The organism is Burkholderia pyrrocinia, from assembly GCF_003330765.1.
In the GTDB taxonomy this organism is placed as follows: Bacteria; Pseudomonadota; Gammaproteobacteria; order Burkholderiales; family Burkholderiaceae; genus Burkholderia; species Burkholderia pyrrocinia_B.
The window spans coordinates 1,030,360-1,053,846 of record NZ_CP024902.1; the positions used below are offsets into that span (position 1 = coordinate 1,030,360).

Genomic DNA, 23,487 nt, shown 5'->3' on the forward strand with positions numbered 1-23,487 from the left:
CCCGCTTCGCGGCAGCGGACGCCATTGTAGCGCCCGGCGCGGCAACGCTTGCGGCTTACTTCTTGTCGTGCAGGCTTTCGAGGTAGCGCTGCGCGTCGAGCGCGGCCATGCAGCCCGTGCCCGCGCTCGTGATCGCCTGGCGGTACACGTTGTCCTGCACGTCGCCCGCGGCGAACACGCCCGCGACGCTCGTCGAGGTCGCGTTGCCGTGCAGGCCGCTCTTCGTCAGGATGTAGCCGTCCTTCATCTCGAGCTGGCCCTGGAACAGGTCGGTGTTCGGCTTGTGGCCGATCGCGACGAACACGCCCTGGACGTTGAGGTCTTCCGTTGCGCCGGTCTTCACGTTCTTGATGCGCAGGCCCGTGACGCCCGAAGCCTCGCCCGTCACCTCGTCGAGTACGTGATCCCACTTGATCTCGACGGCGCCTTCCTTTTCCTTCTCCAGCAGGCGGTCGATCAGGATCGGCTCCGCGCGGAACTTGTCGCGGCGGTGGATCACCGTGACCTTCTTCGCGATGCCGGTGAGGTAGAGCGCTTCCTCGACGGCCGTGTTGCCGCCGCCGATCACTGCGACTTCCTGGCCACGATAGAAGAAGCCGTCGCAGGTCGCGCAGGCCGACACGCCCTTGCCCATGAACGCTTCTTCGGACGGCAGGCCGAGATACTGCGCGGACGCGCCGGTCGAGATGATCAGCGAGTCGCACGTGTATTCGCCTGAGTCGCCGATCAGGCGGATCGGCTGCTCGTGCAGTTTCGCGGTGTGGATGTGGTCGAAGACGATTTCGGTGTTGAAGCGCTCGGCGTGCTCGAGGAAGCGCGCCATCAGCTCCGGACCCTGCACGCCTTGTGCGTCTGCCGGCCAGTTTTCGACATCGGTCGTGGTCATCAGCTGGCCGCCCTGCGCGATGCCGGTGATCAGAACCGGGGACAGGTTGGCGCGTGCTGCGTAGACGGCAGCCGTGTAGCCGGCGGGGCCGGAACCGAGAATCAGGACTTTGGCGTGTTTGGGCGTGGACATGTGCGAATCCGTAAAAGGCGGCCGCGGCGGGCGGGGTAGGGCTCGCCGTACGATCCGGGTTGACCGGGATGCCGTCATAGATGGGTATCAGACGCGCATTATAAAGGTCCCGTTGCTGCGTTGCCGAACGAGAGTTTCAATCGCGGCGATAGCGTTTCGCGGCGAGCCTCCCGCGCTGGCGCGGCGGGCCGGGCGGCCGTCCGGCATGCGGCGGCGCGTTGTCGCAGGCCCGCTCAAGGGCGCGGCTGGCCGGTTTGCGGTCGCTGGCGGCGCCCGGTTCGGCACCCCGTCCCTGTTATGTAACCGTCATTTACACTTGGCGGCCCGGTGCAGCGTTTACAATAAGCGGGATCGAACGACAGGCGGGCGCACGGCCCGTCCTCTTTATACGGATTCATGGCAAAAGCTCCTTATTCCGCCCAGGCACAGGCGTTGCCGCACCGGATGTCGAAGCTCCTCACGGAGATCCGCTGGATTCTCCAGGTCGCGCTCGGTGCATTTCTGGTGATGGCCCTGTTGAGCTACAGCCGGCGCGATCCGAGCTGGACGCACGCCGCTCAGGTGGACCACATCTCGAACTGGGCCGGCCGCGTCGGCGCGTGGACAGCCGACATCATCCTGCTGCTGTTCGGCCTGTCGGCCTACTGGCTGATCGTGCCGCTCGCGCGGCGCATCGCCGTCAACTACCGCCGCATCACGCGCCACGAGGCGATTCCCGACGAACCCGAGCGGCCGATCGGCTGGCTCACCGAAATCTTCTCGTTCGTGCTCGTCGTGCTGGCGTGCGACGGCATCGAGGCGCTGCGCATGTGGTCGCTGAAGGTGCAGTTGCCGCGTGCGCCGGGTGGCGTCGTCGGCGAGGCCGTCGCGGGCGCGATGTCGCACGCGTTCGGCTTCACGGGCGGCACGCTGCTGCTGCTGATCGCGCTCGCGATCGGCCTGTCGCTGTATTTCCGCTTCTCGTGGCTGTCGGTTGCCGAGCGCGTCGGCGGCGCGATCCTGTCCGCCGTCAACGTCGCGAAGCTGCGCCGCGAGGCCGAGCGCGACCGCAAGCTCGGCGAGGCCGCGGCCGTGCGCCGCGAAGGCAAGGTCGAAGAGGAGCGCGTGCGCATCGAGGATCACGAGCCCGTGACGATCGTGCCGCCGGTCGTCACGCCGGCGAAGTCGGAGCGCGTCGAACGCGAGCGCCAGGTGCCGCTCTTCACCGACCTGCCGGGCGATTCGACGCTGCCGCCGGTGTCGCTGCTCGATCCCGCGCCGAAGACGCAGGAGGCGATTTCCGCCGATACGCTCGAATTCACGTCGCGCCTGATCGAGAAGAAGCTCAAGGACTTCGGCGTCGAGGCGAGCGTCGTCGCCGCGTACCCGGGCCCGGTCGTCACGCGCTACGAGATCGAGCCGGCCACCGGCGTGAAGGGCAGCCAGATCGTCAACCTCGCGAAGGATATCGCGCGCTCGCTGTCGCTCGTGTCGATCCGCGTCGTCGAGACGATCCCCGGCAAGAACTACATGGCGCTCGAGTTGCCGAACCAGCGCCGCCAGACCGTGCACCTTTCCGAGATCATCGGGTCCGAGGTGTATGCGGCCGCATCGTCGGCATTGACGCTGAGCCTCGGCAAGGACATCGGCGGCAAGCCCGTGTGCGCGGATCTCGCGAAGATGCCGCACCTGCTCGTCGCCGGTACGACCGGTTCGGGCAAGTCGGTCGGGATCAACGCGATGATCCTGTCGCTGCTGTACAAGGCGACCGCCGAGCAGGTGCGCCTGATCCTGATCGATCCGAAGATGCTCGAAATGAGTGTCTATGAAGGCATTCCGCACCTGCTGTGCCCGGTCGTCACCGACATGCGCCAGGCCGGCCACGCGCTGAACTGGACGGTCGCGGAGATGGAGCGCCGCTACAAGCTGATGAGCAAGCTCGGCGTGCGCAACCTCGCGGGCTACAACAACAAGATCGACGACGCGGCGAAGCGCGAGGAGAAGCTGCCGAACCCGTTCAGCCTGACGCCGGACGATCCGGAGCCGCTCGGCCGCCTGCCGAACATCGTCGTCGTGATCGACGAGCTGGCCGACCTGATGATGGTCGTCGGCAAGAAGGTCGAGGAACTGATCGCGCGGATCGCGCAGAAGGCGCGCGCGGCCGGCATCCACCTGATCCTCGCGACGCAGCGCCCGTCGGTCGACGTGATCACGGGCCTCATCAAGGCGAACGTGCCGACGCGGATCGCATTCCAGGTGTCGTCGAAGATCGATTCGCGCACGATTCTCGACCAGATGGGCGCCGAATCGCTGCTCGGGATGGGCGACATGCTGTACCTGCCGCCCGGCTCCGGGCTGCCCGTGCGCGTGCACGGCGCGTTCGTCGCCGACGACGAAGTGCATCGCGTCGTCGAGAAGCTCAAGGAGCACGGCGAGCCGAACTACGTCGAAGGCCTGCTCGAAGGCGGCACCGCCGACGGCGACGAGGGCTCGGCCGGCGCGGGAACCGGCGAAGGCGGCAGCGAGTCTGATCCGCTGTACGACCAGGCGGTCGAGATCGTCGTCAAGAACCGCCGCGCGTCGATCTCGCTCGTGCAGCGTCATTTGCGGATCGGCTATAACCGCGCGGCACGGCTGCTCGAACAGATGGAGCAGTCGGGGCTCGTGTCGGCGATGTCGTCGAGCGGCAATCGCGAAATTCTTGTGCCGGCGCGCGACGCGGAATGAGTCCGCGGCGCCCGCAGTGCCGGCCACCCAGGGAGAAAACCGCACCATGCAGCAACTTTCGTTCGTCCCTTCCCTTCGCTCGACGCGGCGCTGGCTCGGCGCGGCGTTCGCCGGCGCATCGCTGATGCTCGCGGCGACGCACGCGTTCGCGGGCGGCACCGAGCAACTGAAGGCCTTCGTGTCGCAGGTGCGTTCGGCGAAGGGCGAATTCACGCAGCAGATCGTCAAGGCGCCGGCCAAGGGTGCGAGCGCCGCGCAGGCCGCGCCGAAGCCCACCGACAATTCGAGCGGCACGTTCGTGTTCGCGCGTCCGGGCAAGTTCATCTGGACGTACCAGAAGCCCTACCAGCAGGTGCTGCAGGCCGACGGCGACAAGCTCTACGTGTACGACCGCGACCTGAACCAGGTCACCGAGCGCAAGCTGAACGGCGCGCTGGGCGCGAGCCCCGCCGCGATCCTGTTCGGCAGCAACGATCTCGACAAGAACTACACGCTGCACGATGCCGGCGAGAAGGGCGGCATCGAGTGGCTCGAGATGCTGCCGAAGGCGCAGGACACGCAGTTCCAGCGGATCGGCATCGGCTTCCGGAACGGCACGCTCGCCGCGATGGAACTGCACGACGTGTTCGGCAACGTCACGCTGCTGACGTTTACGAACATCCAGACGAATCCGCCGCTGAAGGGCGATACGTTCAAGTTCGTCGTGCCGAAGGGCGCCGACGTGATTACCGGCTGACCGGCGCCGCGCGCCGCTCTCCCGCAACGGGCCTGCCGGCGACGGCAGGCCAGTGTTGTTTCCGGGCGCGGGCACCGGGCGCGGGCACCGGGCGCGGGCACCGGGCGCGGGCACCGGGCGCGGGCACCGGGCGCGGGCACCGGGCGCGGGCACCGGGCGCGGGCACCGGGCGCGGGCACCGAACGCGGGCACCGGGCGCGGGCACCGAACGCGGGCACCGGGCGCGGGCACCGAACGCGGGCACCGGGCGCGGGCACCGAACGCGGGCACCGGGCACGGGCGCCGTCGCGCGGCTGTCATAATGTCGGGTCCGGCGGCCGGTTCGGTCGCTACCGTTTGATGTGGAGCGAGGGTTCATGTCCGACCTGTTTCAAGTCGAGCCGCGCCGGCCGCTCGCCGAGGCGCTGCGGCCGAAGACGCTCGCCGAGGTGATCGGCCAGACGCATTTGCTGGGCGAAGGTAAGCCGCTGCGGCTCGCGTTCGAGTCGGGCAAGCCGCATTCGATGATCCTGTGGGGGCCGCCCGGCGTCGGCAAGACGACGCTCGCGCGGCTTACCGCGCTCGCATTCGACTGCGAGTTCATTGCGCTGTCCGCGGTGCTCGGCGGCGTGAAGGACATCCGCGAGTCGATGGAGCAGGCGAAGGACACGCTGAACCGCACCGGCCGCCACACGATCCTGTTCGTCGACGAGATCCACCGCTTCAACAAGGGGCAGCAGGATGCCTTGCTGCCGTTCGTCGAGTCGGGGCTCGTGACCTTCATCGGCGCGACGACCGAGAACCCGAGCTTCGAGGTCAACTCGGCATTGCTGTCGCGTGCGCAGGTGTACGTGCTGAAGTCGCTGAACGACGACGAGATGCGCCTGCTGCTGAAGCGCGCGCAGGAAATCGCGCTCGACGGCCTCGCGTTCGACGACAAGGCGATCGATACGCTGGTCGGCTACGCGGACGGCGACGCGCGGCGCTTCCTGAACCTGCTCGAGCAGGCGCAGACGGCGGCGTCGTCGGCTGGCGTCGCGACGATCGATGCCGAATTCGTCAGCAACGCGATGACGCTGAACGCGCGGCGCTTCGACAAGGGCGGCGACAACTTCTACGACCAGATCTCGGCGCTGCACAAGTCGGTGCGCGGCTCGAGCCCCGACGGCGCGTTGTACTGGTTCTGCCGGATGATCGACGGCGGCGCGGATCCGAAGTATCTCGCGCGGCGGATCGTGCGGATGGCGTGGGAAGACATCGGCCTCGCCGATCCGCGCGCGCTGCAGATGGCGAACGACGCGGCCGAAACCTACGAGCGGCTCGGCTCGCCGGAGGGCGAACTCGCGCTCGGGCAGGCTGTGATCTATCTCGCGTGCGCGGCGAAGAGCAACGCGGGCTACAACGCGTTTAATCAGGCGATGGCGTTCGTGAAGCAGGACAAGTCGCGCGAGGTGCCCGTGCATCTGCGCAACGCGCCGACCAAGCTGATGAAGGAACTCGGCTACGGTCACGCGTATCGATACGCGCACGACGAGCCGAACGCGTATGCGGCCGGCGAGACCTATCTGCCGGACGGGGTGCGCGAGCCGCGCTGGTACAAGCCGGTGCCGCGCGGGCTCGAATCGAAGATCGCCGACAAGCTCGCGTGGCTGCGCGAGCTCGACCGCGAGGCCGGCAAGAAGGACTGACGGGGCAACGCGCGGCCCGGTTCGGTCTGCGCCGTTCCGGACGCGTCAGCGCTTGCGGCCCGGCTGCTTCTTCCAGTAGTCGAACGGCTCTTCGTGGCATTCGATGTCGAGTTCCGCGACCCGCGCATGCAGGCGTTCCTGCGCGTCGGCGATCGCGAGGTTGTAGATCGCGGGCGCGATCTCCTCGACGAAGAAGTGCAACAGCGCGCCGGCCTGGATGTTGCCGATCGGCTCGTCCATGTTTTCTGTGAAATAGCGTTGCAGCGACGCGATTGCGCGATCGCGTACATCCTTGTCCAGTTCGATGGCCATCTAAATCCTTGCGTTGCGGTGACGTGGAGCAGGTACTTCGTTCGACGCGTTGCCGCCGGCCGGCGCAGGCGTTTCGCCTTCCGCGGCGGTTCGACGCGACGCGATTCGCCGGCCGCCGATGTGCGGACCGGCAATGCGATACTGCCATGGACGGCCGTTTTCGGGCATCGTCCATCTGGTCGAAGCGTTGGCGGCCGCGCGGTGCGTTAGAATTCGCGTCTTACACAACGATTTTCCAAGTCCTCCCATGCTCGACATCCAGTTGCTGCGCAAAGACCTCGACGGCGTCGCCAAGCGCCTCGCCGATCGCGGCTACACCCTCGACGTCGCCGGGTTCTCCGCACTCGAAGCGGAACGCCGTGCGATCCAGACCCACACCGAAGAGCTCCAGGCGCGCCGCAACAGCCTGTCGAAGCAGATCGGCGCGATGAAGGGGAAGGGCGAGGACACGTCGGCCGTGATGGCCGAGGTCGGCGGGATCGGCGACGAAATGAAGGCGGGAGAAGCCAAGCTCGGCGACATCCAGGCGCGCCTGTCCGACCTGATGCTGGGCATGCCGAACGTCGCGCATGAAAGCGTGCCGGTCGGCAAGGACGAAGCGGACAACGTCGAGGCGCGCCGCTGGGGCACGCCGCGCCAGTTCGATTTCGCGGTGAAGGATCACGTCGATGTCGGCACGCCGCTCGGCCTCGATTTCGAGACGGGCGCGAAGCTCGCCGGCGCGCGCTTCACGATGCTGCGCGGCCCGATCGCGCGCCTGCACCGCGCACTCGCGCAGTTCATGATCGACACGCACACGCAGCAGCACGGCTACACCGAGACGTACACGCCGTACATCGTGAACCCGGAGATCCTCTACGGCACGGGCCAGTTGCCGAAGTTCGCGGACGACATGTTCCGGGTCGAGAAGGGCGGCGCGGAAAACACGGTCACGCAATACCTGATCTCCACGTCCGAGATCTCGCTGACGAACACCGTGCGCGAGTCGATCGTCGACGCGTCCGCGCTGCCGATCAAGCTGACCGCGCATTCCCCGTGCTTTCGTTCGGAAGCCGGCTCGTACGGCCGCGATACGCGCGGGATGATCCGCCAGCACCAGTTCGACAAGGTCGAGATGGTGCAGGTCGTCGCACCGGAAGCGTCGTACGCGGCGCTCGACGAGATGGTCGGCCATGCGGAAGCGATCCTGCAGAAGCTCGGCCTGCCGTACCGCGTGATCACGCTGTGCACGGGCGACATGGGTTTCTCGGCCGCGAAGACGTTCGACCTCGAAGTGTGGCTGCCTGCGCAAAACACCTATCGCGAGATCTCGAGTTGCTCGAATACCGAGGCGTTCCAGGCGCGCCGGATGCAGGCGCGTTTCCGCAACGCGCAGGGCAAGCCCGAGCTCGTGCATACGCTGAACGGTTCGGGTCTCGCGGTCGGCCGCACGCTCGTCGCGGTGCTGGAGAACTACCAGAACGCGGACGGCTCGGTCACGGTGCCGGAGGTGCTGCGTCCGTACATGGGCGGCATGGAGCGGATCGACGCGCCGGCACAGGCGTCGTGAAATAGGCTTCCGAAGTCCTTGCAAAAAAATTTGCAGCCGGGGCTTGTCAGCTCAGAAAAGATCGTTTTATAATCTTTTCTTTCCCGGAAACGACCAGCCGGGAAGTGCGGTAAAACGGAGAGGTGGCAGAGTGGTCGAATGTACCTGACTCGAAATCAGGCGTACGGTTTCCCCGTACCGTGGGTTCGAATCCCACCCTCTCCGCCAGAATACGAAACCCCTTGATCCGGAAGGATCAAGGGGTTTTTCGTTTTGGGTCTGCGGCGCGATGTCGGACATTGCGCTGTTATCACCGATCCCCATACTGCGTTGACCGTGTCTCACTACGACCTGCTGAGTAGCGGGCAGCTTGGGCAATTCAACCTGTCCGAATCGCAGGGGCTCGTGTCGCTGCCGTCGTTCCACGTGATGCTGGCGCTGCTGCTCGTATATGCGGTGCGGCATGTCCGTTACGTATTTCCCGCCGTGGTCGTACTGAATGTCGGGATGATCCTGTCGACGCCGACACAGGGCAGCCACTATCTGGCCGACGTGATCGCCGGGATCGTATTCGGCGTGCAATCGATCGTCGTCGTGCGCCGCTGGATGACGGACCCGAACGCTGCCGCGACAGCCGGACCGCGCGCGACGCGTCCGACCTGATCGGCCTGATCAATCTTTCCACGCGCGTCCGGTCTCCGCCGCTTTCCTCAGCTTTAAGCCTTTGCTTCCCGCGCCGTTAACACGGTGCGGCGGCCGGTGCTCCGTGCCGAGCCGTATCGTTCCCCGTCGATTCAATGTCCTATGAAGCTGAGCTACAAGATTCCCCTCGCATTCGCCGTCGCGCTGCTGCTGATGTTCTGTGGCGCGCTGTACGGTATCCACATCCTCAATCGGTCGATCGATACGTTCGCCGAAGACGTGCAGACGAACGTCGGCGACGAGCGGCTCGTGTCGGCCACGCTCGTGCAGTTCAAGCTGCAAGTGCAGGAATGGAAGGACACGCTGTTGCGCGGCAAGCAACCCGACAAGCTCGACCACTACTGGCAGGCGTTCCAGACGCGCGAGCGTACGGTCGATTCGCTCGCCGCACAGCTCGTTCATCAGTTGCCGCCCGGCGAGAGCCGCTCGCTCGTCGAGCAGTTCATGCGCGCACACACGGCGATGGGCGATGGTTACCGGCGTGGCTTCGACGCGTTCAAGGCAGCCGGCTTCGAGCCGTCGGCCGGCGATGCCGCCGTGGCGGGCGTCGATCGCGAACCCGCGGCGCTGCTGGAGCGGGCGGCGAAGTCGATCGCCGACGAGAGCGCCGCCGTGTCGGCGCAGGCGAGCCGCGACGCGCAGCGCGCGACTATCGCGAGCCTCGCGCTGATGCTGGTCGTGCTCGGCGTTGCGATGGTCGGCGCATTCCTGTTCAGCCGCGCGATCCTGCGTCCGCTCGACCGTGCGGTTGCGTGCGCGCAGGCCGTCGCCGAAGGCGACCTGACACGCGACGTCGACGCGGCCGGCCGAGACGAGATCGCCGATCTGCTGCGCGCGTTGCAGACGATGCAGACGAGCCTGTCGGGCGTCGTGCTCGAGGTGCGTACGCATGCCGAAGCCGTCGCGACGGCGAGCGCGCAGATCGCGTCGGGCAATCACGATCTGTCGTCGCGCACCGAGGCGCAGGCTGCATCGCTCGAGGAGACGGCTGCCAGCATGACCGAACTGACCGGCATCGTGCGCCAGTCGGCCGAGCATGCGCAGCACGCGGCGCAACTCGCGCGTGACGCGTCGAATATTGCGACCGCGGGCGGCGGCGTGATGACGGACGCCGTCGACACGATGAACGGCATCGCAGACAGCGCGGCGAAGGTCGGCGAGATCATTGCGGTGATCGACGGCATCGCGTTCCAGACCAACATCCTCGCGCTCAACGCGGCGGTCGAGGCTGCGCGTGCGGGCGAACAGGGGCGCGGCTTCGCGGTCGTCGCGGCGGAAGTGCGCACGCTCGCGCAGCGCAGCGCCGCCGCCGCGAAGGAGATCAAGGGGCTGATCGAGCAATCGACCCAGCGGGTCGACGAGGGCGCCGTGCTGATCGGCCGCGCGGGCGAATCGATTCACGAGATCGTGGGCGCGGTGCAGCGGGTCACGACGATCGTCGGCGAGATCTCGTCCGCGTCGCAGGAGCAGAGCGGCGGCATCCAGCAGGTGAACATCGCAGTCACGCAGATGGACGAAGCGACGCAGCGCAACGCGGCGCTTGTCGAGCAGGCATCGGCCGCGACGCAGGCGCTGGCCGAGCAGGCGAGCGCGCTGCGGCACGCAGTGGCCGTGTTCAGGCTGCCGGAAATGGCGTAACGGCGGTGCCGTCGCGCCGGATGTCGACGGAGCAGGGTGTCGGTGTGGCGGTGCCGTTCAGCGGCGCGCGACGTGGCGAGCCCGCACCGTTCCACGCGAGCCCGTCCCCCGCGATCACGCCGCGGCCGGATACTGCGCAAGCACCCTGGCGCGGATCGACGGCTTGATGTTCGATTGCACCATGTCGCCGCCATAGTGCGCGACGACGCGCGGATTCATCACGCGATACCAGAGCGGCGGCACGTACGCGAACAGGATCATCGTCGCGTAGCCGGCCGGCAGTTGCGGCGAATCGTCGAAGTGGCGCAGCGCCTGGTACGAGCGCGTCGGATTCGCGTGATGATCGGCGTGCCGCTGCAACTGGTACAGGAACAGGTTGGTGACGACGTGATTGCTGTTCCACGAATGCTGCGGCGTGCAGCGCTCGTAACGGCCGCTCGGCAGCTTGCGGCGGCCGAGCCCGTAGTGCTCGACGTAGTTCACGACTTCGAGCAGCGACGCGCCGTAGGCGGCCTGGATCACGAGAAACGGGATCACCGCCTTGCCGGCCATCGCGATCGCGATACCCCACACGACGACGGTCATCGCCCATGCGTGCAGCACCTCGTTGCGCCAGGTCCACGGCGAATGCCCGAGACGTTCGAGGCGTGCCTTTTCGAGCCGCCAGGCCGAGCGGATGCTGCCGGTCACGGTGCGCGGCAGGAACGCCCAGAACGACTCGCCATAGCGCGCGCTCGCCGGATCCTCGGCCGTCGCGACGCGCACGTGGTGACCGCGGTTGTGCTCGACGTAGAAGTGGCCGTACGCGACCGGCGCGAGCGTGATCTTCGCGAGCCAGCGCTCGAAACGGTTCGTCTTGTGCCCGAGCTCGTGCGCGGTATTGATCGAGATGCCTGTCGCCGCGCCGAGCGACAGCGCGAAGCCGACGTAGTCGTACCATGCGAGCGCATGCGTGCCGATGATCCACACGCACGCGAAGAACGCGACGTATTCGACGAGGGTCGCGAGATAGACGATGAACCGGTAATAGCGCTCCCGTTCGAGGTGCGGCACGACGGCATCGGGCGGATTGTCGCGATCGTCGCCGATCAGCGTGTCGAGGATCGGGATCACGCCGAATGCGAACAGCGGACCGAACCACCAGAACACGTGAAGGCCCGTCGACAGCGCGAGCTGGGCTGCGAGGATCGGCAGCGTGATCGTCAGCGCGCCGAGCAGCCACAGGTAACGCTTGCCATCCGACCAGCCTGACGCCGCTTCGTCGTTCATTGCCATTGTCTGCCTCCAGTTGCAGCTGGCCGGCTCGGTGCGTTGGCGCCCGGGGCGACCGCATGCATGGTTGTTCGAATCCTCGCTGGTCCGCGACGCGCGCGGTGGCACCGGATCGTGGTCCGGTTCTGCCTGTTATACGACCCGCACGCGCGCTTTCCAAACTCCGGCGCTAGGCGTGAAACTCCAAACGGAGGGCCGCATGCCACGCATGCCGGGAAGGGCGGGTGCGCGCTGATTGAAACATGCGGGCGAGGCGAGATCGGCCCGCGCGATCCGTGTACTTGTCAGACGAATGCCGCCGCGTGATGCGCGCGGGTATCGGCTCCGCGGGCTCGCAACGAATGTTGCGTCGCAATAAGCGGGGCAGGCGGGTATCGGAGGGGCACGTTTTTCGGTCACATATATTACGGATCATTACGGCGTCCCGGACGAAATGCGAAGCGGCCAGAAACGCGCCCGCCGCGCATCGCAAGGCGAACGGTGCGAGGCGTCGAACGAGGAGGCCGCGGCCGTCGTCCGACGGTACGCATTGATGCGGCGATGCTGCACCTGCACACCGGTTGGCGCACGCCGCCGCGGGCGGTGCCTGCCGTCTTTCGATTCGCGCCGCCATTTGAAAATAACGATTTGACTCATGCCCCGCTTTCGGTTGAAGCTAGTAGCTTGCTGTCCGAAGGGGGCTGTGCCTGCATGAGTTCGACCTTGACCGTTCGTCGTATCGCTGCCGACCAGGGCGGCGTGTATCGCGAACTCCGCGCTGCATCGCTGCGTGAGCCCTACGCGCCCGGCGAAGCGCCGGAGGCCGAATTGCTGAACGTCGAATCTGACGCAGCGTCGGTCATTGCCGCGCAGCGCGCCGTGTCCGACGAGTCGACGACTTTCCTGCTGTATACCGAAGGCCATCCGGCCGGCATGATCGGCGCGTATTTCGACAACACGCCCGAACGGCGCGCGTTCGTTAGCGAGCTGTGGGTCGCGCATGCGGTGCGCCATCTGCGCGGCGGCGTGCTGCTGCTCGAGACGGCCACCGCATGGCTCGCCGAGCGCGGCGCCCAGGATGTCTATGCATGGATCGCCGATGCGAACCGCAACGCGATCCGTTTCTACGAGCGCGCGGGTTTCGGCAACACCGGCGAACACGCGCCGATCGCGCGGATGCCCGGCGCGATGAAATCGCTGTTCGTGTCGCAGGTGATGCACTGACGCGACGTCAAAACACGGGCCGCGCGGCGCGATGAAGGTCCGGTCGCCCGCTTGCCTGCCCGCCTGCCGGTTGCGCGCCCGCCCGGGCCGTCGCAACCCGGCGTCCCAAAAATAATGGCCGCGCGCGTGGACGCCTGTAAAATACGCAAAAAATTTTTGCAGAGTGTCCATGTCGCTTAAAAAATCGCCATTCTTCGAGCTGCGCAGCGGATCGGTCGATACGTTGCTGTTCACCGTGAAGACGACCGATCTCGACGCGTTGCGTGCCGAACTGGTCAAGCGCTTCGAAGCGACTCCCGAGTTTTTCGCCGACGATGTCGTCGCGATCGACGTCCGCCGCCTGGCTGACGGCGAACGCGTCGCGCTCGCGGACATCCGGCAGATGCTGAACGACGTGCGGATGCGCCCGGTGGGCGTCGTCGCGTTGGCAACGCAGGGCTGGGCGGGGGAAGCCGGCCTGCCGTTGCTCGAGGCGCGCGATCGCCGCGCGCCTGCCGCGAAACCGGCCGAGGGCGCGGACGCGTCGCCCATCGCCGAGGCTGTCGTCGCTGCGGCAGCCGAAGTGGCGCCCGAACAGGTGTCCGAGCCGGCGCCGGCGTCGCTCCAGGCGGGCGGCCAGACGCTCGTGATCGACCGGCCGTTGCGTTCGGGGCAGCAGGTTTACGCGAAAGGAGACCTCGTGGTGCTCGCGCCGGTCAGCCACGGCGCGGAGATCATCGCGGAAGGCAATATCCACATCTACGCGCCGTTGCGCGGCCGCGCACTCGCGGGCGTGCACGGCAATCACGACGCGCGCATTTTCTGCACGTGTCTCGAACCGGAACTGATTTCAATCGCGGGTATCTATCGAACAACCGAGAACCCGTTGCCCGCCGAAGTACTGGGCAAATCGGTGCAGATCCGGCTCGAAGGGGAAAAACTGATGATCGAACCGCTGCGCCTGACGTGAAGCACGCGGCGTTCACCGGATCGATCGGCTCTCATTGACGAACACAGGGTATAGGGTAAATGGCAAAAATCATTGTGGTGACTTCGGGCAAGGGCGGCGTGGGCAAGACGACGACGAGCGCCAGCTTCGCGTCCGGTATCGCGCTGCGCGGCCACAAGACGGCCGTGATCGACTTCGACGTCGGCCTGCGCAACCTCGATCTGATCATGGGCTGCGAGCGCCGCGTCGTGTATGACCTCGTCAACGTGATCCAGGGCGAAGCGAACCTGAACCAGGCGCTGATCAAGGACAAGAAGTGCGAGAACCTGTTCATCCTGCCCGCGTCGCAGACCCGCGACAAGGATGCGCTGACGCGCGACGGCGTCGAGAAGGTGCTGAACGACCTCGTCGCGATGGACTTCGAATACATCATTTGCGATTCGCCCGCAGGGATTGAGGCAGGCGCGCTGCACGCGATGTACTTCGCGGACGAAGCGCTGATCGTCACGAACCCGGAAGTGTCGTCGGTGCGTGACTCGGACCGCATTCTCGGCATCCTGTCGTCGAAGACGAAGCGCGGGACCGAAGGCAAGGAGCCGATCAAGGAACACCTGCTGATCACGCGCTACAGCCCGAAGCGCGTGAGCGAAGGCGAGATGCTGTCGCTGGAAGACATCAGCGAGATCCTGCGCATCAAGCTGATCGGTGTGGTGCCCGAGTCGGAGGCCGTGCTGCACGCCTCGAACCAGGGCCTGCCGGCCGTGCACCTCGATGGCACCGACGTCGCCGAAGCGTACAAGGACATCGTCGAACGCTTCCTCGGCGAAGACAAGCCGCTGCGTTTCACCGAATACCAGAAGCCGGGCCTGCTGCAGCGCCTCTTCGGCAGCAAGTAACGGAGGCCGCCCATGTCCATCCTTTCGTTTCTCCTCGGCGAGAAGAAGAAGTCCGCATCGGTCGCGAAGGAGCGCCTGCAGCTCATCATCGCGCACGAGCGGGTCGGCGGCCGTCCGCCGGCCGATTACCTGCCGGCGCTGCAGAAGGAGCTGGTCGCGGTCATCTCGAAGTATGTCCGTATTTCGAACGATGACATCCGCGTGAGCCTCGAGCGCCAGGACGATCTCGAAGTCCTCGAAGTGAAGATCGAGATCCCGCAAGCCTGACCCCTGCGGGTGTCCCTCCGCACGGCGGCTTGTGCCGCCGTGCGCGTCTTACGCCCTGTTGCACTTTCGGGCACGCCGTAACACGGCGTCTGTCGGCCGTAATCGGTTCTCCCGCATTGAACGAATACGCTCGCGTAACTTGTTCAACCAGGAGGGTGTGATGGCTGTCTCTACCGTTCAACGTCGTATCGTTTCGCTCGCGCTGTTTGCCGCGGGCCTGTCAGCCGTCGTCGCGCCGCTTGCCGCGCGTGCGGACGAGATTCTCGTCGGCGCGCCCGTGATTGCGCAGCCGGGCCGCGTGGTCATCGCCGAGCCGGTCGCCGTGCGCACCGGGGAAATCGTCGTCGTCGCGCCGAACGCGCCGCCGCCCGTGCGCTACGAGGTCGTGCCGACCGCGCGGGTGGGCTACGTGTGGGAGCGCGGGCACTGGCGCTGGGATCATGGCCGCTACGTATGGATCGGCGGTCACTGGGAAGCCGAGCGCGTCGGCCTGCAATGGGTGCCGGGCCACTGGGACCAGCGCGGTCCGAACTGGTTCTGGACCCGTGGCCACTGGGCATGATGGAGGGCGCGTGATGAAAAGAACCGCAATCGCCATCGCGCTCGTCGCGATCACGCTGGCCGGGTGCATCGTCGTGCCGGCGCGCCCTGTCTACTACCGGCCGGCGCCCGTCGTGATCTACTGAGCGTCGCGCGGGCCGGGCTGCGCCGGGCCGTTCGCGCCGGACGCAACCAGCTCGTCATCGTGCGGCGTCGGCGCGTGTGCCGCGCTTTCGCCCGCCGCGGCGGCCGGCTCGCCGCTGCCTTCGTCGCGCAACGTGTCGAGCGGATCGGCGGGCGCGGCGGCCGCATCCTGGGGCTCAGTGACGCCGGTCGCAGCCGCTGCGCCCGGCGCGGTTGCCGCGGCGTGTTCGGTGGCCGCGACGGGTGGCGCGAGATAGCGCTGCGCGAGCGTTTCGTAGAGCGGCGGCGCGAAAAAGCGCGACACGCGGCTCGACACCAACGCGGTGGCCATCAGCGAAATCACGAGCGCGTGGCCGTTGATCATCTCCATCACGATCACGAACGACGTGATCGGCGACTGCGTGACGGCTGCAAGATAGCCGACCATCGCGAGCGCGATCAGCATCGGCAGGCTCATGTTGCTGAACACCACGTGCAGCAGGTTGCCGAACCCGGCGCCGATCGACAGCGACGGCGCGAAAATCCCGCCCGGGATGCCCGGCAGGTACGACGCGACCATCGATACCATCTTCAGGAACGGGTAGAACACCGACAGTTGCTGGCTGCCGTCGAGCAGGCCGCGCGCCTCGGCATAGCCGCTGCCGAATGTCGTGCCGCCGGATACGAGGCCGACGACGGCGATCGCGAAGCCGCACAGCGCGGCGAACGCGATCGGCCGCTCGCGATACAGGCCCAGCAGTTGCGTGGGCAGCCAGCGTCCCGTGTTGAGCAGCAGCCAGCAGAACAGGCCGCCCGCGATGCCCGTCACGATCGCGGTGACCAGCACCGCGAGCGCCAGCAGCTTCGGGAAGTGGGGGCCGGCGTCGATCGTGCCGAAATACGTGTAGTTGCCGTTCAGGCCGAGCGCGACGACGCCGGCGAGGATGATCGCGGTGATCAGCACGCCGCTTGCGCGTGCGGAGAAGCTGCGGGTCAGTTCCTCGATTGCGAACACGATCCCGGCGAGCGGCGTATTGAATGCGGCCGACAGGCCGGCCGCCGCGCCGGCCAGGACGAGCTGGCGTTCGATCTGCGCGTTCGAGCGCGGGTAGAAGCGCCGCAGGTTGAACATCAGCGCCGCGCCGACCTGCACGGTCGGCCCCTCGCGACCGATCGTGAAGCCGCCCAGGATGCCCAGGAACGAGATCAGCACCTTGCCGAACAGGATGCGCAGCGTCAGCAGCCGGGCGCCGAATGCGCTCGGGCGCGCATGCAGCGTCGCGATCACCTGCGGGATGCCGCTGCCCTCGGCGCCGCGGAAGAACCGGCGCGTGATCCATGCCGACACGGCGGCGATTGCCGGCGTCAGCAGCAGCGGCAGCCACGCGGCGTGATCGCGCATCGCGCGGAAGGTCTCGTAACCCCAGTCGATCAGCCGCGCGTAGAGCACGGCTGCGAGGCCGACGACGATCGCGCCGAGCCAGAAAACGCCATACTGGCGCCAGATTCGCAGTGAGCGGCGGGTGAGGGCGGGAAACAGGGGGGAAAGGGCGGGGCGTGGCATCGGCGCGGGCCGGAGGGCAAAGAACCGATTATAAAAAGAACCGGATGCCGATGGGGAGCGACAAATTTTCACAAAGCAGATACATTTTGTTGCACATGTAATGTTGGTACTAATGCTGGTGCGCCGCAACCGTCGTTAGCATGCCAAATGGCTGGTCAATTCCCACACATCGTGAAACGCATCCTTATCGTAAAAGTGACGTCGCTCGGCGACGTCGTCCAGACGCTGCCAGTCGTTGCGGACCTGCATCGCGCCTTTCCCGGCGTGACGGTCGACTGGGCTGTGGACGAATCGTGCGCTGAAGTCGTGCGCTGGCATCCGGGCGTGAGCGCCGTTCTATGCGCGCCGCTGCGCCGGTTCAAGAAACTCCGGAATGCCGGCGACCTGAAGGCGATCTCGGCGTCGATCGGTGCGTTGCGTGCGCACCGCTACGATGCGGTCATCGACCTGCACGGCGTCTACAAGAGCGCGATCATTTCGGCGCTGGCGCGCGCCGCGCGCCGCGTCGGCTACCAGACGCAGGATCTTGGCGAAACGGGCGCACGCTTCGCGTATTCGCATCGCTTCGGCCCGCGGCCGGACTGCGACGCATGGCACGGGATGCGCGTGAGCGCCGGCGAAGCGCTCGGCTACGTGCCCGAAGGCGTCGCCACGTACGGTATCGTCCCGCCGCAGGACGCGAGCCTGCCGGCTGCCGTGACCGACGGCGCACCGTTCATGCTGCTGTTCCATGCGACGTCCAATCCCGACAAGAAATGGCCGGCCGACCACTGGGCCGCGCTCGCGACGCAGATGATGGCGCGCGGCGTACGCGTGCTGTTGCCGTGGGGGTCGGCTGCCGAGCACGACGATGCGCAGGAGATCGCCGCGCGCGCGCCGGGGGCAGTCGTGCTGCCCGCGATGACAGTGCGCGAGCTTGGCGCGGCGCTCGGCCGGGCCGCGCTCGTGGTGGGGGTCGATACGGGGTTCGTGCACATGGCGCACGCGCTGCAGCGGCCGACCGTGATGATTTTCGTCGCGACGTCGCGCCACCATTGCGGCATCGGCGGCGCACCGAATGCATTGTCGATCGGCGAGCCGGGTGCGATGCCGTCCGTCGAGCAGGCGCTGGACGCGATCGATGCGGTCGGCCCCGCCTACGGCGCACTGCGCGCGCGGCTGTCCGCCTGACGGCGCGGGGCGGGGCGGTTCAGGCGAGCAGCGCCTCGACCGTGATGACGGCGGCGATGGCCGCCAGATTCGCCAGCAGCGCCTCGAACACGAGGCCGCGCCACGTCTTCGGCCGGAAGCGCAGCGCGAGCAGTAGCGCGCCACCCAGCGCGAGCGCGAGGGTCAGGACGAGGTCGGCATTACCGAGGTGGATGCTCATGGCGGCGGCTCCTTCGAGGAGGGATCCCGGGAGCGCGCAGCGGCGCGCCCAGGATCGAGTATAGGCAGAGCCGGCCGCCGCACAACCCGGGGCGCCCCGGAGTCTCAGACGAGCGACGCGTCGCGCGTTTCGCGCATCAGCAGCACGCCGAACAGGCTGATTGCCGCCGCGATCGATACGTAGCCGCCGACCCACGACAGCCCGCCGCGCGCAGCCAGCAGTTGTGCGATATACGGCGCGATCGACGCGCCGAGGATCCCGCCGAGGTTGTACGCGACGCCCGCGCCCGTATAGCGGACGTTGGTCGGGAACAGTTCCGGCAGCAGCGCGCCCATCGGCGCGAACGTCACGCCCATCAGGAACAGCTCGATCGTCAGGAACAACGCGACGAGCGGCATCGAGCCGCTGCCGAGCAGCGGCTCCATCGCGAAACCCGACAGCAATGCGGCAATCGCGCCCACGACGAGCACCGGCTTGCGGCCGAAGCGGTCCGACGCCCACGCGGAAAGCGGTGTCGCGAGTCCCATGAACACGACCGCGAAACACAGCAGGCCGAGGAAGCTCTGGCGCGGAATATGCAGCGCCGACACGCCGTACGACAGCGAGAACACCGTCGAGATATAGAACAGCGTGTAGCAGACGACCATCGCGAGCGCGCCGAGCAGCGTCGGCTGCCAGTGTTGCGTGACGAGCGTCGCGACCGGCACGCGCACGCGCTCGTTGCGGTCGAGCGCGGCCTGGAACGCGGGCGTTTCGGTGATCTTGAGCCGCACGTAGAGGCCGAGCGCGACGAGCACCGCGCTGACGAGGAACGGAATGCGCCAGCCCCAGCTGCGGAACTGCTCGTCGGACAGCGACAGCGCGAGCGCGAAGAACAGGCCGTTCGACATCAGGAAGCCGACCGAGGGCCCCAACTGCGGGAACATCCCGAACCAGCCGCGCTTGCCCTGCGGCGCGTGCTCGGTTGCGAGCAGCGCGGCGCCGCCCCATTCGCCGCCGAGGCCGATCCCCTGGCCGAAGCGCAGCACGCACAGCAGCACCGGCGCGAGCGCGCCGATTGCGTCGTAGCCGGGCACGAAGCCGATCGCGGTGGTGGACACGCCCATCACGAGCAGCGACGCGACGAGCGTCGACTTGCGGCCGATGCGGTCGCCGAAGTGCCCGAACAGGAACGAGCCGATCGGGCGTGCAATGAATGCGATGCCGAACGTGACGAACGCGGACAGCGCCTGCGCGGTCGCGGAGCCGTGCGGAAAGAATACGGGGCCGATGACGAGCGCGGCGGCCGTCGCGTACACGTAGAAATCGTAGAACTCGATCGCGGTGCCGATGAAGCTCGCGAACACGATGCGCCGGTGGCTGACGGCGCCGGCCGAACCGGTTGCGTGTGCAACGGCCGGGGGGGATGCGGACATGGATGTCTCCGTTTTGTCGTTGGGGCGGTCGGCTGAGCGTGCGGTCGGGCAGGCGGATGCCTGCCGGAGGCAGCCGAGCGGATGATGCGGTGGCGGCGTGGACGCGCGCCGTGGCGCGGACGTCACCCGCCGGTCGACGATGGAGACGGGTACGTCGCCGCCGCCCGGTGCCGGCGTGGTCGGCTCGCATGCCGGGTGGGGCGCGCGAACGCGCGCGCGGCGTGATGGCCGCGCGATTGCGGAAAATTATAGCCAGCGCCGCCGCACACCGGCAATCGCCGGGCGGCCACCGGTCAGTCGAGCGATTGCGCCTGCGCGGACGCGGTGCTTTGCAACTGGAAGTGGCCGTCGTCGTTGAAGAGCCAGCCTTCCATCATTTCGAGCTGGCCTTTGCCGTCGAGCAGTCGCGAAGGCGGCGGTGGCAGCGGTGCCGAGCGACGCAACGACGCGAGCGCGAGCGCTTCCGCTTCGCTGTCGCCGTTGCTGCGATAGACGGACGCGTTGACGAGGCGGCCGCTGCGATCGACGGTGAATGCCACGACGACGAGCGAACGGAGCATCGCCTGCGGGGTGCCGTGCAGCATGCTGGACGGATTGCGTTCGGCGACGCGTTGAGCGATCTCGACGCGATACTGGTCGCGGCTCGCGCTGCGCGTGATCGACGGAATAGTCAGGACCGAGCGCAGCGACGGCGGCGGCGTGATCGTGCAGGCGGCAAGCATGGCGACGACGGCCAGCGCGGCGATACGCAACGGGTCGACGCGCGGACGGAGAAGAGGGCGCATGAGAGATAGCCAGAAGTGACTATAAAAAAATGATAGACGCACGGACGCGAGCCGATATCGGGAGAAACGCATAACGCGCGATGCCGGGTGTTGCTTTCGCTGATGATGGCCGGGCGCCACACCGCGCATCGCGATGTGACGTGACCGATGTGACGTGACATGTGACAGCGCGCTCGACCGGCTCGCGTGGCTGCAGCGCATGCGCATGCCGGTGCTCGTGTTGCAAGGTTGAAAGGCGCGGCACGCGAATCACGCGCAGGCACGCGACGAACGTCCGGCCGGGCGTAGCGGTCGCCGCATGCAGCACCGCGGCCGACGTCCGCACAATCGCAAGCGATGCCGCCCGCCCGGTTCAGAAGCCGTGCGTGACGAGCGACAGCACCGACAGGTCGGGGTGCGTGCCGTCGATGATGCTCTTGCCGATGTGCACGGCTTCGCGAGCTGCTTCGTCGACGCTCGCGAAGGTTTCCTCGCCGTCTGCGTGGAACGGCACCGTATGGCCGGGCAGCGCGGGATTCACGCCCGGATGGCACACGTAGCCGGTGTAGGTGTAGCACGTGTCGCTGCCGGGAGCGGTAGCCGGCACGACATGGATCTCGAAGCCTTCGTAATCGACGTGGTCCGTCGGTGTCGACAGTTCGGTCATGGCGATCTCCGTGTGCCGCGCGCAGGGGTGGCGCGTGCGGCATCGAGTACGCGGCGGCGGTCGTGTCGCCGTGTTGAAAGAATTTTAGGTGATGGCGGGGCGGGCCGGGAGGCTTCCAGTGCGGCGCGCGATCGGGTATCCGTTGCGTCGAACGAGCAGGCGCGACGGCGGCCGGTACGCGGATTCGGTTGTGCGCTGCCGCGCAAGGCGCGGCGCGAACGCACGTTCCGTCTCGACTGACGGGCGCGCGCGTGGCTGCGTCATTGTTTGCAGCGCGCGTCCTTGCGTTGCACGACGATGATCACGGGGTACTTCTGGCCGTGGTCGAGCTCCACGCGCGCCACGACGGTCAGCGTTGCCGGATCGGAATCGTCGTACACGCTGACCTGTTCGTTCCTGAGGTAGGTTACGCCGGTGCAGTTCGACGTGCGTCCGTCATCCGACACCTTGCACTGGAGATCGTTGTCCTTCAGGTAGTTGTAGGGCGACGGGCTCGCGAGGTATTCGCTCAGGCCGCGCGGCGAGCCGCCGACGCCGGTGACGTACGCGATCGCGCACGACGCCTGCGCGTCGCTGCCGGAGGCGGTGTGGGCCGTCGCATGCGTGCTGACGGCGGCCAGCATGGCGACGAGCGACGAGGCGATGAAGGGCTTCATGACGTGGTTTTCCCGTTTCGCGAATCGGAGCGCGGGATTGTAACGGCATCCGGCGCGAAGCGTCGGAACGCGGGGAAAGCGCGCGCGGACAAACCGCGGACAAACAAAAACCCCGTCATTCAGCGAATGGACGGGGTTTGGCGAACTTCCTGGCGGAAGCGGTGAGATTCGAACTCACGGACAGTTTCCCGTCGCTGGTTTTCAAGACCAGTGCCTTAAACCGCTCGGCCACGCTTCCACACGAGGCGGCATTGTAACCGAAATGCCGTCTCATTCATTTCTTCAATCGTCGCGCAGGAACAATTCCTGCAGGTCGTTGAGGAAACGCTGGCCGAGCGGCGTCGGGGCGATCTGCGCGAAATCGCGCGCGATCAGCCCGCGCCGTTCTGCCTCCTTCAGCGCCGGCTCGATCGTGCTCATCGCCAGGCCCGTGCGTTCGGCGAAGCTGTGCACGGGGAAGCCCTCGACGAGCCGCAGCGTGTTCAGCATGAACTCGAACGGCAGGTCGCGCGCGCCGACTTCACGCTCTTCCTGCACGGCCGTGCCGGCCATCGCCTGCTCGATGAAGGTCGCCGGATGCTTGTGGCGCGCCTGCCGCAGGATCCGGTTCGGGAACGACAGCTTCGTATGCGCGCCCGCGCCGATCCCGAGATAGTCGCCGAAGCGCCAGTAGTTCAGGTTGTGCTTGCACTGATGATTCGGCTTTGCATAAGCGGAAACTTCGTAGCGTCCGTAGCCGGCTTCGGCCGTGCGCGCGTGGATCCATTCCTGCATGTCGGCCGACGCGTCGTCGTCGGGGACGACGGGCGGGAACTTCGCGAACAGCGTATTCGGCTCGAGCGTCAGGTGATACAGCGACAGATGCGGCGGCGCGAACGACAGCGCGGTCTCGATGTCGGTGCGGCATTCGTCGAGCGTCTGGTTCGGCAGCGCGAACATCAGGTCGAGGTTGAAGTTGTCGAACGTCTTCGCGGCGATCTCGACGGCCGCGCGCGCTTGCGCGGTGTCGTGAATCCGGCCGAGCGCCTTCAGGTGCGCTTCATTGAAGCTCTGGATGCCGACCGACAGGCGATTCACGCCGCTAGCGCGGAACTGCGCGAACTTCGCGGCCTCGAACGTGCCCGGATTCGCCTCGAGCGTGATCTCGGCATCGGCGTCGAGCGGCAGCAACGCACGCACGTCGGACAGCATCCGGTCGAGGCCGGCCGCCGACAGCAGGCTCGGCGTGCCGCCGCCGATGAACACGGTATGCACCTGGCGCCCCCACACGAGCGGCAGCGCCTGTTCGAGATCGGCGCGCAGCGCGTCGAGATACTCGGTTTCCGGAAACCGTTCGCCTTTCCACTCGTGCGAGTTGAAATCGCAGTACGGGCACTTGCGTACGCACCACGGAAAATGCACGTACAGCGCGAGCGGCGGCAGCGACGTGAGCCGTACCTGTCCGGGCGACGTGAAGGTCGCGACGACGCGCGCGCCGGTTTCCGCGGCCTGACTCATGCAACCTCCCGCAGCGAAT

Annotated in this window: 22 protein-coding genes and 2 tRNA genes; 13 read left to right on the top strand and 11 right to left on the bottom strand. The window is 67.0% G+C overall.

From position 1 onward, the window contains the following. Positions 1-55 precede the first annotated feature (55 nt). Entirely contained in the window at positions 56-1,018 is a 963-nt protein-coding gene (gene trxB, locus CUJ89_RS04915) for a thioredoxin-disulfide reductase (RefSeq protein WP_114176377.1), read from the bottom strand. Positions 1,019-1,414: 396 nt separating this feature from the next. On the opposite strand from trxB, the gene CUJ89_RS04920 reads away from it, so the two are divergent. From CUJ89_RS04920 to CUJ89_RS04930, 3 genes are all read left to right on the top strand, one after another. Next, the gene (locus tag CUJ89_RS04920) at positions 1,415-3,724 is read left to right on the top strand and encodes a DNA translocase FtsK (protein WP_114176378.1); all 2,310 of its coding nucleotides are present in this window, start codon (positions 1,415-1,417) and stop codon (positions 3,722-3,724) included. Between the two features lie 46 nt (positions 3,725-3,770). Next, the gene (gene lolA, locus CUJ89_RS04925; RefSeq protein ID WP_114176379.1) at positions 3,771-4,460 is read left to right on the top strand and encodes an outer membrane lipoprotein chaperone LolA; all 690 of its coding nucleotides are present in this window, start codon (positions 3,771-3,773) and stop codon (positions 4,458-4,460) included. Positions 4,461-4,816: 356 nt separating this feature from the next. Next, the gene (locus tag CUJ89_RS04930) at positions 4,817-6,127 is read left to right on the top strand and encodes a replication-associated recombination protein A (RefSeq protein ID WP_114176380.1); all 1,311 of its coding nucleotides are present in this window, start codon (positions 4,817-4,819) and stop codon (positions 6,125-6,127) included. A 45-nt stretch (positions 6,128-6,172) separates the two neighbouring features. On the opposite strand, the gene CUJ89_RS04935 is transcribed toward CUJ89_RS04930, so the two are convergent. Further along, a complete protein-coding gene (locus CUJ89_RS04935; protein WP_114176381.1) occupies positions 6,173-6,439 on the bottom strand; it encodes a DUF2164 domain-containing protein in 267 nt (88 codons plus the stop codon). Between the two features lie 247 nt (positions 6,440-6,686). Between CUJ89_RS04935 and serS the strand changes: the two genes are divergently transcribed. The 4 genes from serS (at position 6,687) to CUJ89_RS04955 (ending at position 10,307) form a co-directional block, all read left to right on the top strand. Continuing rightward, complete coding sequence (gene serS / locus CUJ89_RS04940) at positions 6,687-7,988, top strand: serine--tRNA ligase (protein ID WP_114176382.1); 1,302 nt, start codon at positions 6,687-6,689, stop codon at positions 7,986-7,988. A 116-nt stretch (positions 7,989-8,104) separates the two neighbouring features. After that, positions 8,105-8,195, top strand: a tRNA-Ser gene (locus CUJ89_RS04945). A 108-nt stretch (positions 8,196-8,303) separates the two neighbouring features. Further along, a complete protein-coding gene (locus CUJ89_RS04950) occupies positions 8,304-8,630 on the top strand; it encodes a phosphatase PAP2 family protein (protein ID WP_236654923.1) in 327 nt (108 codons plus the stop codon). A 141-nt stretch (positions 8,631-8,771) separates the two neighbouring features. Next, the gene (locus CUJ89_RS04955) at positions 8,772-10,307 is read left to right on the top strand and encodes a methyl-accepting chemotaxis protein (protein WP_114176384.1); all 1,536 of its coding nucleotides are present in this window, start codon (positions 8,772-8,774) and stop codon (positions 10,305-10,307) included. Positions 10,308-10,421: 114 nt separating this feature from the next. On the opposite strand, the gene CUJ89_RS04960 is transcribed toward CUJ89_RS04955, so the two are convergent. Continuing rightward, positions 10,422-11,582: an alkane 1-monooxygenase gene (locus CUJ89_RS04960; RefSeq protein ID WP_114176385.1), complete on the bottom strand. Its 1,161-nt coding sequence runs from the start codon at positions 11,580-11,582 to the stop codon at positions 10,422-10,424. 537 nt (positions 11,583-12,119) lie between these two features. Between CUJ89_RS04960 and CUJ89_RS04965 the strand changes: the two genes are divergently transcribed. The 5 genes from CUJ89_RS04965 to CUJ89_RS04985 all read left to right on the top strand — a co-directional run bounded on the left by CUJ89_RS04965 (position 12,120) and on the right by CUJ89_RS04985 (position 15,435). Further along, positions 12,120-12,782, top strand: coding sequence for a GNAT family N-acetyltransferase (locus CUJ89_RS04965; RefSeq protein WP_236654924.1), 663 nt, complete (start codon positions 12,120-12,122; stop codon positions 12,780-12,782). Positions 12,783-12,951: 169 nt separating this feature from the next. Next, the gene (minC, locus tag CUJ89_RS04970) at positions 12,952-13,731 is read left to right on the top strand and encodes a septum site-determining protein MinC (RefSeq protein ID WP_114176386.1); all 780 of its coding nucleotides are present in this window, start codon (positions 12,952-12,954) and stop codon (positions 13,729-13,731) included. 59 nt (positions 13,732-13,790) lie between these two features. Further along, the gene (minD, locus tag CUJ89_RS04975; protein ID WP_114176387.1) at positions 13,791-14,606 is read left to right on the top strand and encodes a septum site-determining protein MinD; all 816 of its coding nucleotides are present in this window, start codon (positions 13,791-13,793) and stop codon (positions 14,604-14,606) included. Between the two features lie 12 nt (positions 14,607-14,618). Next, the gene (minE, locus tag CUJ89_RS04980) at positions 14,619-14,873 is read left to right on the top strand and encodes a cell division topological specificity factor MinE (protein ID WP_006750836.1); all 255 of its coding nucleotides are present in this window, start codon (positions 14,619-14,621) and stop codon (positions 14,871-14,873) included. A 160-nt stretch (positions 14,874-15,033) separates the two neighbouring features. Continuing rightward, positions 15,034-15,435, top strand: a complete 402-nt coding sequence (locus CUJ89_RS04985) for a YXWGXW repeat-containing protein (protein WP_114176388.1) — start codon at positions 15,034-15,036, stop codon at positions 15,433-15,435. 117 nt (positions 15,436-15,552) lie between these two features. Here CUJ89_RS04985 and CUJ89_RS04990 read toward each other — a convergent pair whose 3' ends face one another. Then, positions 15,553-17,100 (bottom strand): chloride channel protein, encoded by a 1,548-nt coding sequence (locus CUJ89_RS04990; RefSeq protein WP_114176389.1) that lies wholly within the window; start codon positions 17,098-17,100, stop codon positions 15,553-15,555. Positions 17,101-17,271: 171 nt separating this feature from the next. On the opposite strand from CUJ89_RS04990, the gene waaC reads away from it, so the two are divergent. Then, entirely contained in the window at positions 17,272-18,270 is a 999-nt protein-coding gene (gene waaC, locus CUJ89_RS04995; protein ID WP_114176390.1) for a lipopolysaccharide heptosyltransferase I, read from the top strand. 19 nt (positions 18,271-18,289) lie between these two features. Here waaC and CUJ89_RS05000 read toward each other — a convergent pair whose 3' ends face one another. From CUJ89_RS05000 to hemW, 7 genes are all read right to left on the bottom strand, one after another. Further along, the gene (locus CUJ89_RS05000; RefSeq protein WP_114176391.1) at positions 18,290-18,469 is read right to left on the bottom strand and encodes a hypothetical protein; all 180 of its coding nucleotides are present in this window, start codon (positions 18,467-18,469) and stop codon (positions 18,290-18,292) included. Positions 18,470-18,573: 104 nt separating this feature from the next. Continuing rightward, positions 18,574-19,884, bottom strand: coding sequence for an MFS transporter (locus CUJ89_RS05005; protein ID WP_114176392.1), 1,311 nt, complete (start codon positions 19,882-19,884; stop codon positions 18,574-18,576). A gap of 293 nt (positions 19,885-20,177) precedes the next feature. Further along, entirely contained in the window at positions 20,178-20,669 is a 492-nt protein-coding gene (locus CUJ89_RS05015; protein ID WP_201752274.1) for an energy transducer TonB, read from the bottom strand. A 352-nt stretch (positions 20,670-21,021) separates the two neighbouring features. Beyond that, a complete protein-coding gene (locus CUJ89_RS05020; protein ID WP_114176394.1) occupies positions 21,022-21,315 on the bottom strand; it encodes a hypothetical protein in 294 nt (97 codons plus the stop codon). A gap of 260 nt (positions 21,316-21,575) precedes the next feature. After that, on the bottom strand, positions 21,576-21,971 hold the full coding sequence (locus tag CUJ89_RS05025) for a hypothetical protein (RefSeq protein WP_114176395.1): 396 nt from the start codon (positions 21,969-21,971) through the stop codon (positions 21,576-21,578). 150 nt (positions 21,972-22,121) lie between these two features. Next, positions 22,122-22,209 (bottom strand) — tRNA-Ser (locus CUJ89_RS05030). Positions 22,210-22,253: 44 nt separating this feature from the next. Next, positions 22,254-23,468: a radical SAM family heme chaperone HemW gene (gene hemW / locus CUJ89_RS05035; RefSeq protein ID WP_114176396.1), complete on the bottom strand. Its 1,215-nt coding sequence runs from the start codon at positions 23,466-23,468 to the stop codon at positions 22,254-22,256. Between the last annotated feature and the right edge of the window lie 19 nt (positions 23,469-23,487).

What these genes read in the sequence shown, in the direction of transcription:
- trxB (WP_114176377.1), bottom strand. Translation starts at nt 1,018, where the DNA reads ATGTCCACGCCCAAACACGCCAAAGTCCTGATTCTCGGTTCCGGCCCC.
- CUJ89_RS04920 (WP_114176378.1), top strand. Translation starts at nt 1,415, where the DNA reads ATGGCAAAAGCTCCTTATTCCGCCCAGGCACAGGCGTTGCCGCACCGG.
- lolA (WP_114176379.1), top strand. Translation starts at nt 3,771, where the DNA reads ATGCAGCAACTTTCGTTCGTCCCTTCCCTTCGCTCGACGCGGCGCTGG.
- CUJ89_RS04930 (WP_114176380.1), top strand. Translation starts at nt 4,817, where the DNA reads ATGTCCGACCTGTTTCAAGTCGAGCCGCGCCGGCCGCTCGCCGAGGCG.
- CUJ89_RS04935 (WP_114176381.1), bottom strand. Translation starts at nt 6,439, where the DNA reads ATGGCCATCGAACTGGACAAGGATGTACGCGATCGCGCAATCGCGTCG.
- serS (WP_114176382.1), top strand. Translation starts at nt 6,687, where the DNA reads ATGCTCGACATCCAGTTGCTGCGCAAAGACCTCGACGGCGTCGCCAAG.
- CUJ89_RS04955 (WP_114176384.1), top strand. Translation starts at nt 8,772, where the DNA reads ATGAAGCTGAGCTACAAGATTCCCCTCGCATTCGCCGTCGCGCTGCTG.
- CUJ89_RS04960 (WP_114176385.1), bottom strand. Translation starts at nt 11,582, where the DNA reads ATGGCAATGAACGACGAAGCGGCGTCAGGCTGGTCGGATGGCAAGCGT.
- CUJ89_RS04965 (WP_236654924.1), top strand. Translation starts at nt 12,120, where the DNA reads ATGCTGCACCTGCACACCGGTTGGCGCACGCCGCCGCGGGCGGTGCCT.
- minC (WP_114176386.1), top strand. Translation starts at nt 12,952, where the DNA reads ATGTCGCTTAAAAAATCGCCATTCTTCGAGCTGCGCAGCGGATCGGTC.
- minD (WP_114176387.1), top strand. Translation starts at nt 13,791, where the DNA reads ATGGCAAAAATCATTGTGGTGACTTCGGGCAAGGGCGGCGTGGGCAAG.
- minE (WP_006750836.1), top strand. Translation starts at nt 14,619, where the DNA reads ATGTCCATCCTTTCGTTTCTCCTCGGCGAGAAGAAGAAGTCCGCATCG.
- CUJ89_RS04985 (WP_114176388.1), top strand. Translation starts at nt 15,034, where the DNA reads ATGGCTGTCTCTACCGTTCAACGTCGTATCGTTTCGCTCGCGCTGTTT.
- CUJ89_RS04990 (WP_114176389.1), bottom strand. Translation starts at nt 17,100, where the DNA reads ATGCCACGCCCCGCCCTTTCCCCCCTGTTTCCCGCCCTCACCCGCCGC.
- CUJ89_RS05000 (WP_114176391.1), bottom strand. Translation starts at nt 18,469, where the DNA reads ATGAGCATCCACCTCGGTAATGCCGACCTCGTCCTGACCCTCGCGCTC.
- CUJ89_RS05005 (WP_114176392.1), bottom strand. Translation starts at nt 19,884, where the DNA reads ATGTCCGCATCCCCCCCGGCCGTTGCACACGCAACCGGTTCGGCCGGC.
- CUJ89_RS05015 (WP_201752274.1), bottom strand. Translation starts at nt 20,669, where the DNA reads ATGCGCCCTCTTCTCCGTCCGCGCGTCGACCCGTTGCGTATCGCCGCG.
- CUJ89_RS05020 (WP_114176394.1), bottom strand. Translation starts at nt 21,315, where the DNA reads ATGACCGAACTGTCGACACCGACGGACCACGTCGATTACGAAGGCTTC.
- CUJ89_RS05025 (WP_114176395.1), bottom strand. Translation starts at nt 21,971, where the DNA reads ATGAAGCCCTTCATCGCCTCGTCGCTCGTCGCCATGCTGGCCGCCGTC.
- hemW (WP_114176396.1), bottom strand. Translation starts at nt 23,468, where the DNA reads ATGAGTCAGGCCGCGGAAACCGGCGCGCGCGTCGTCGCGACCTTCACG.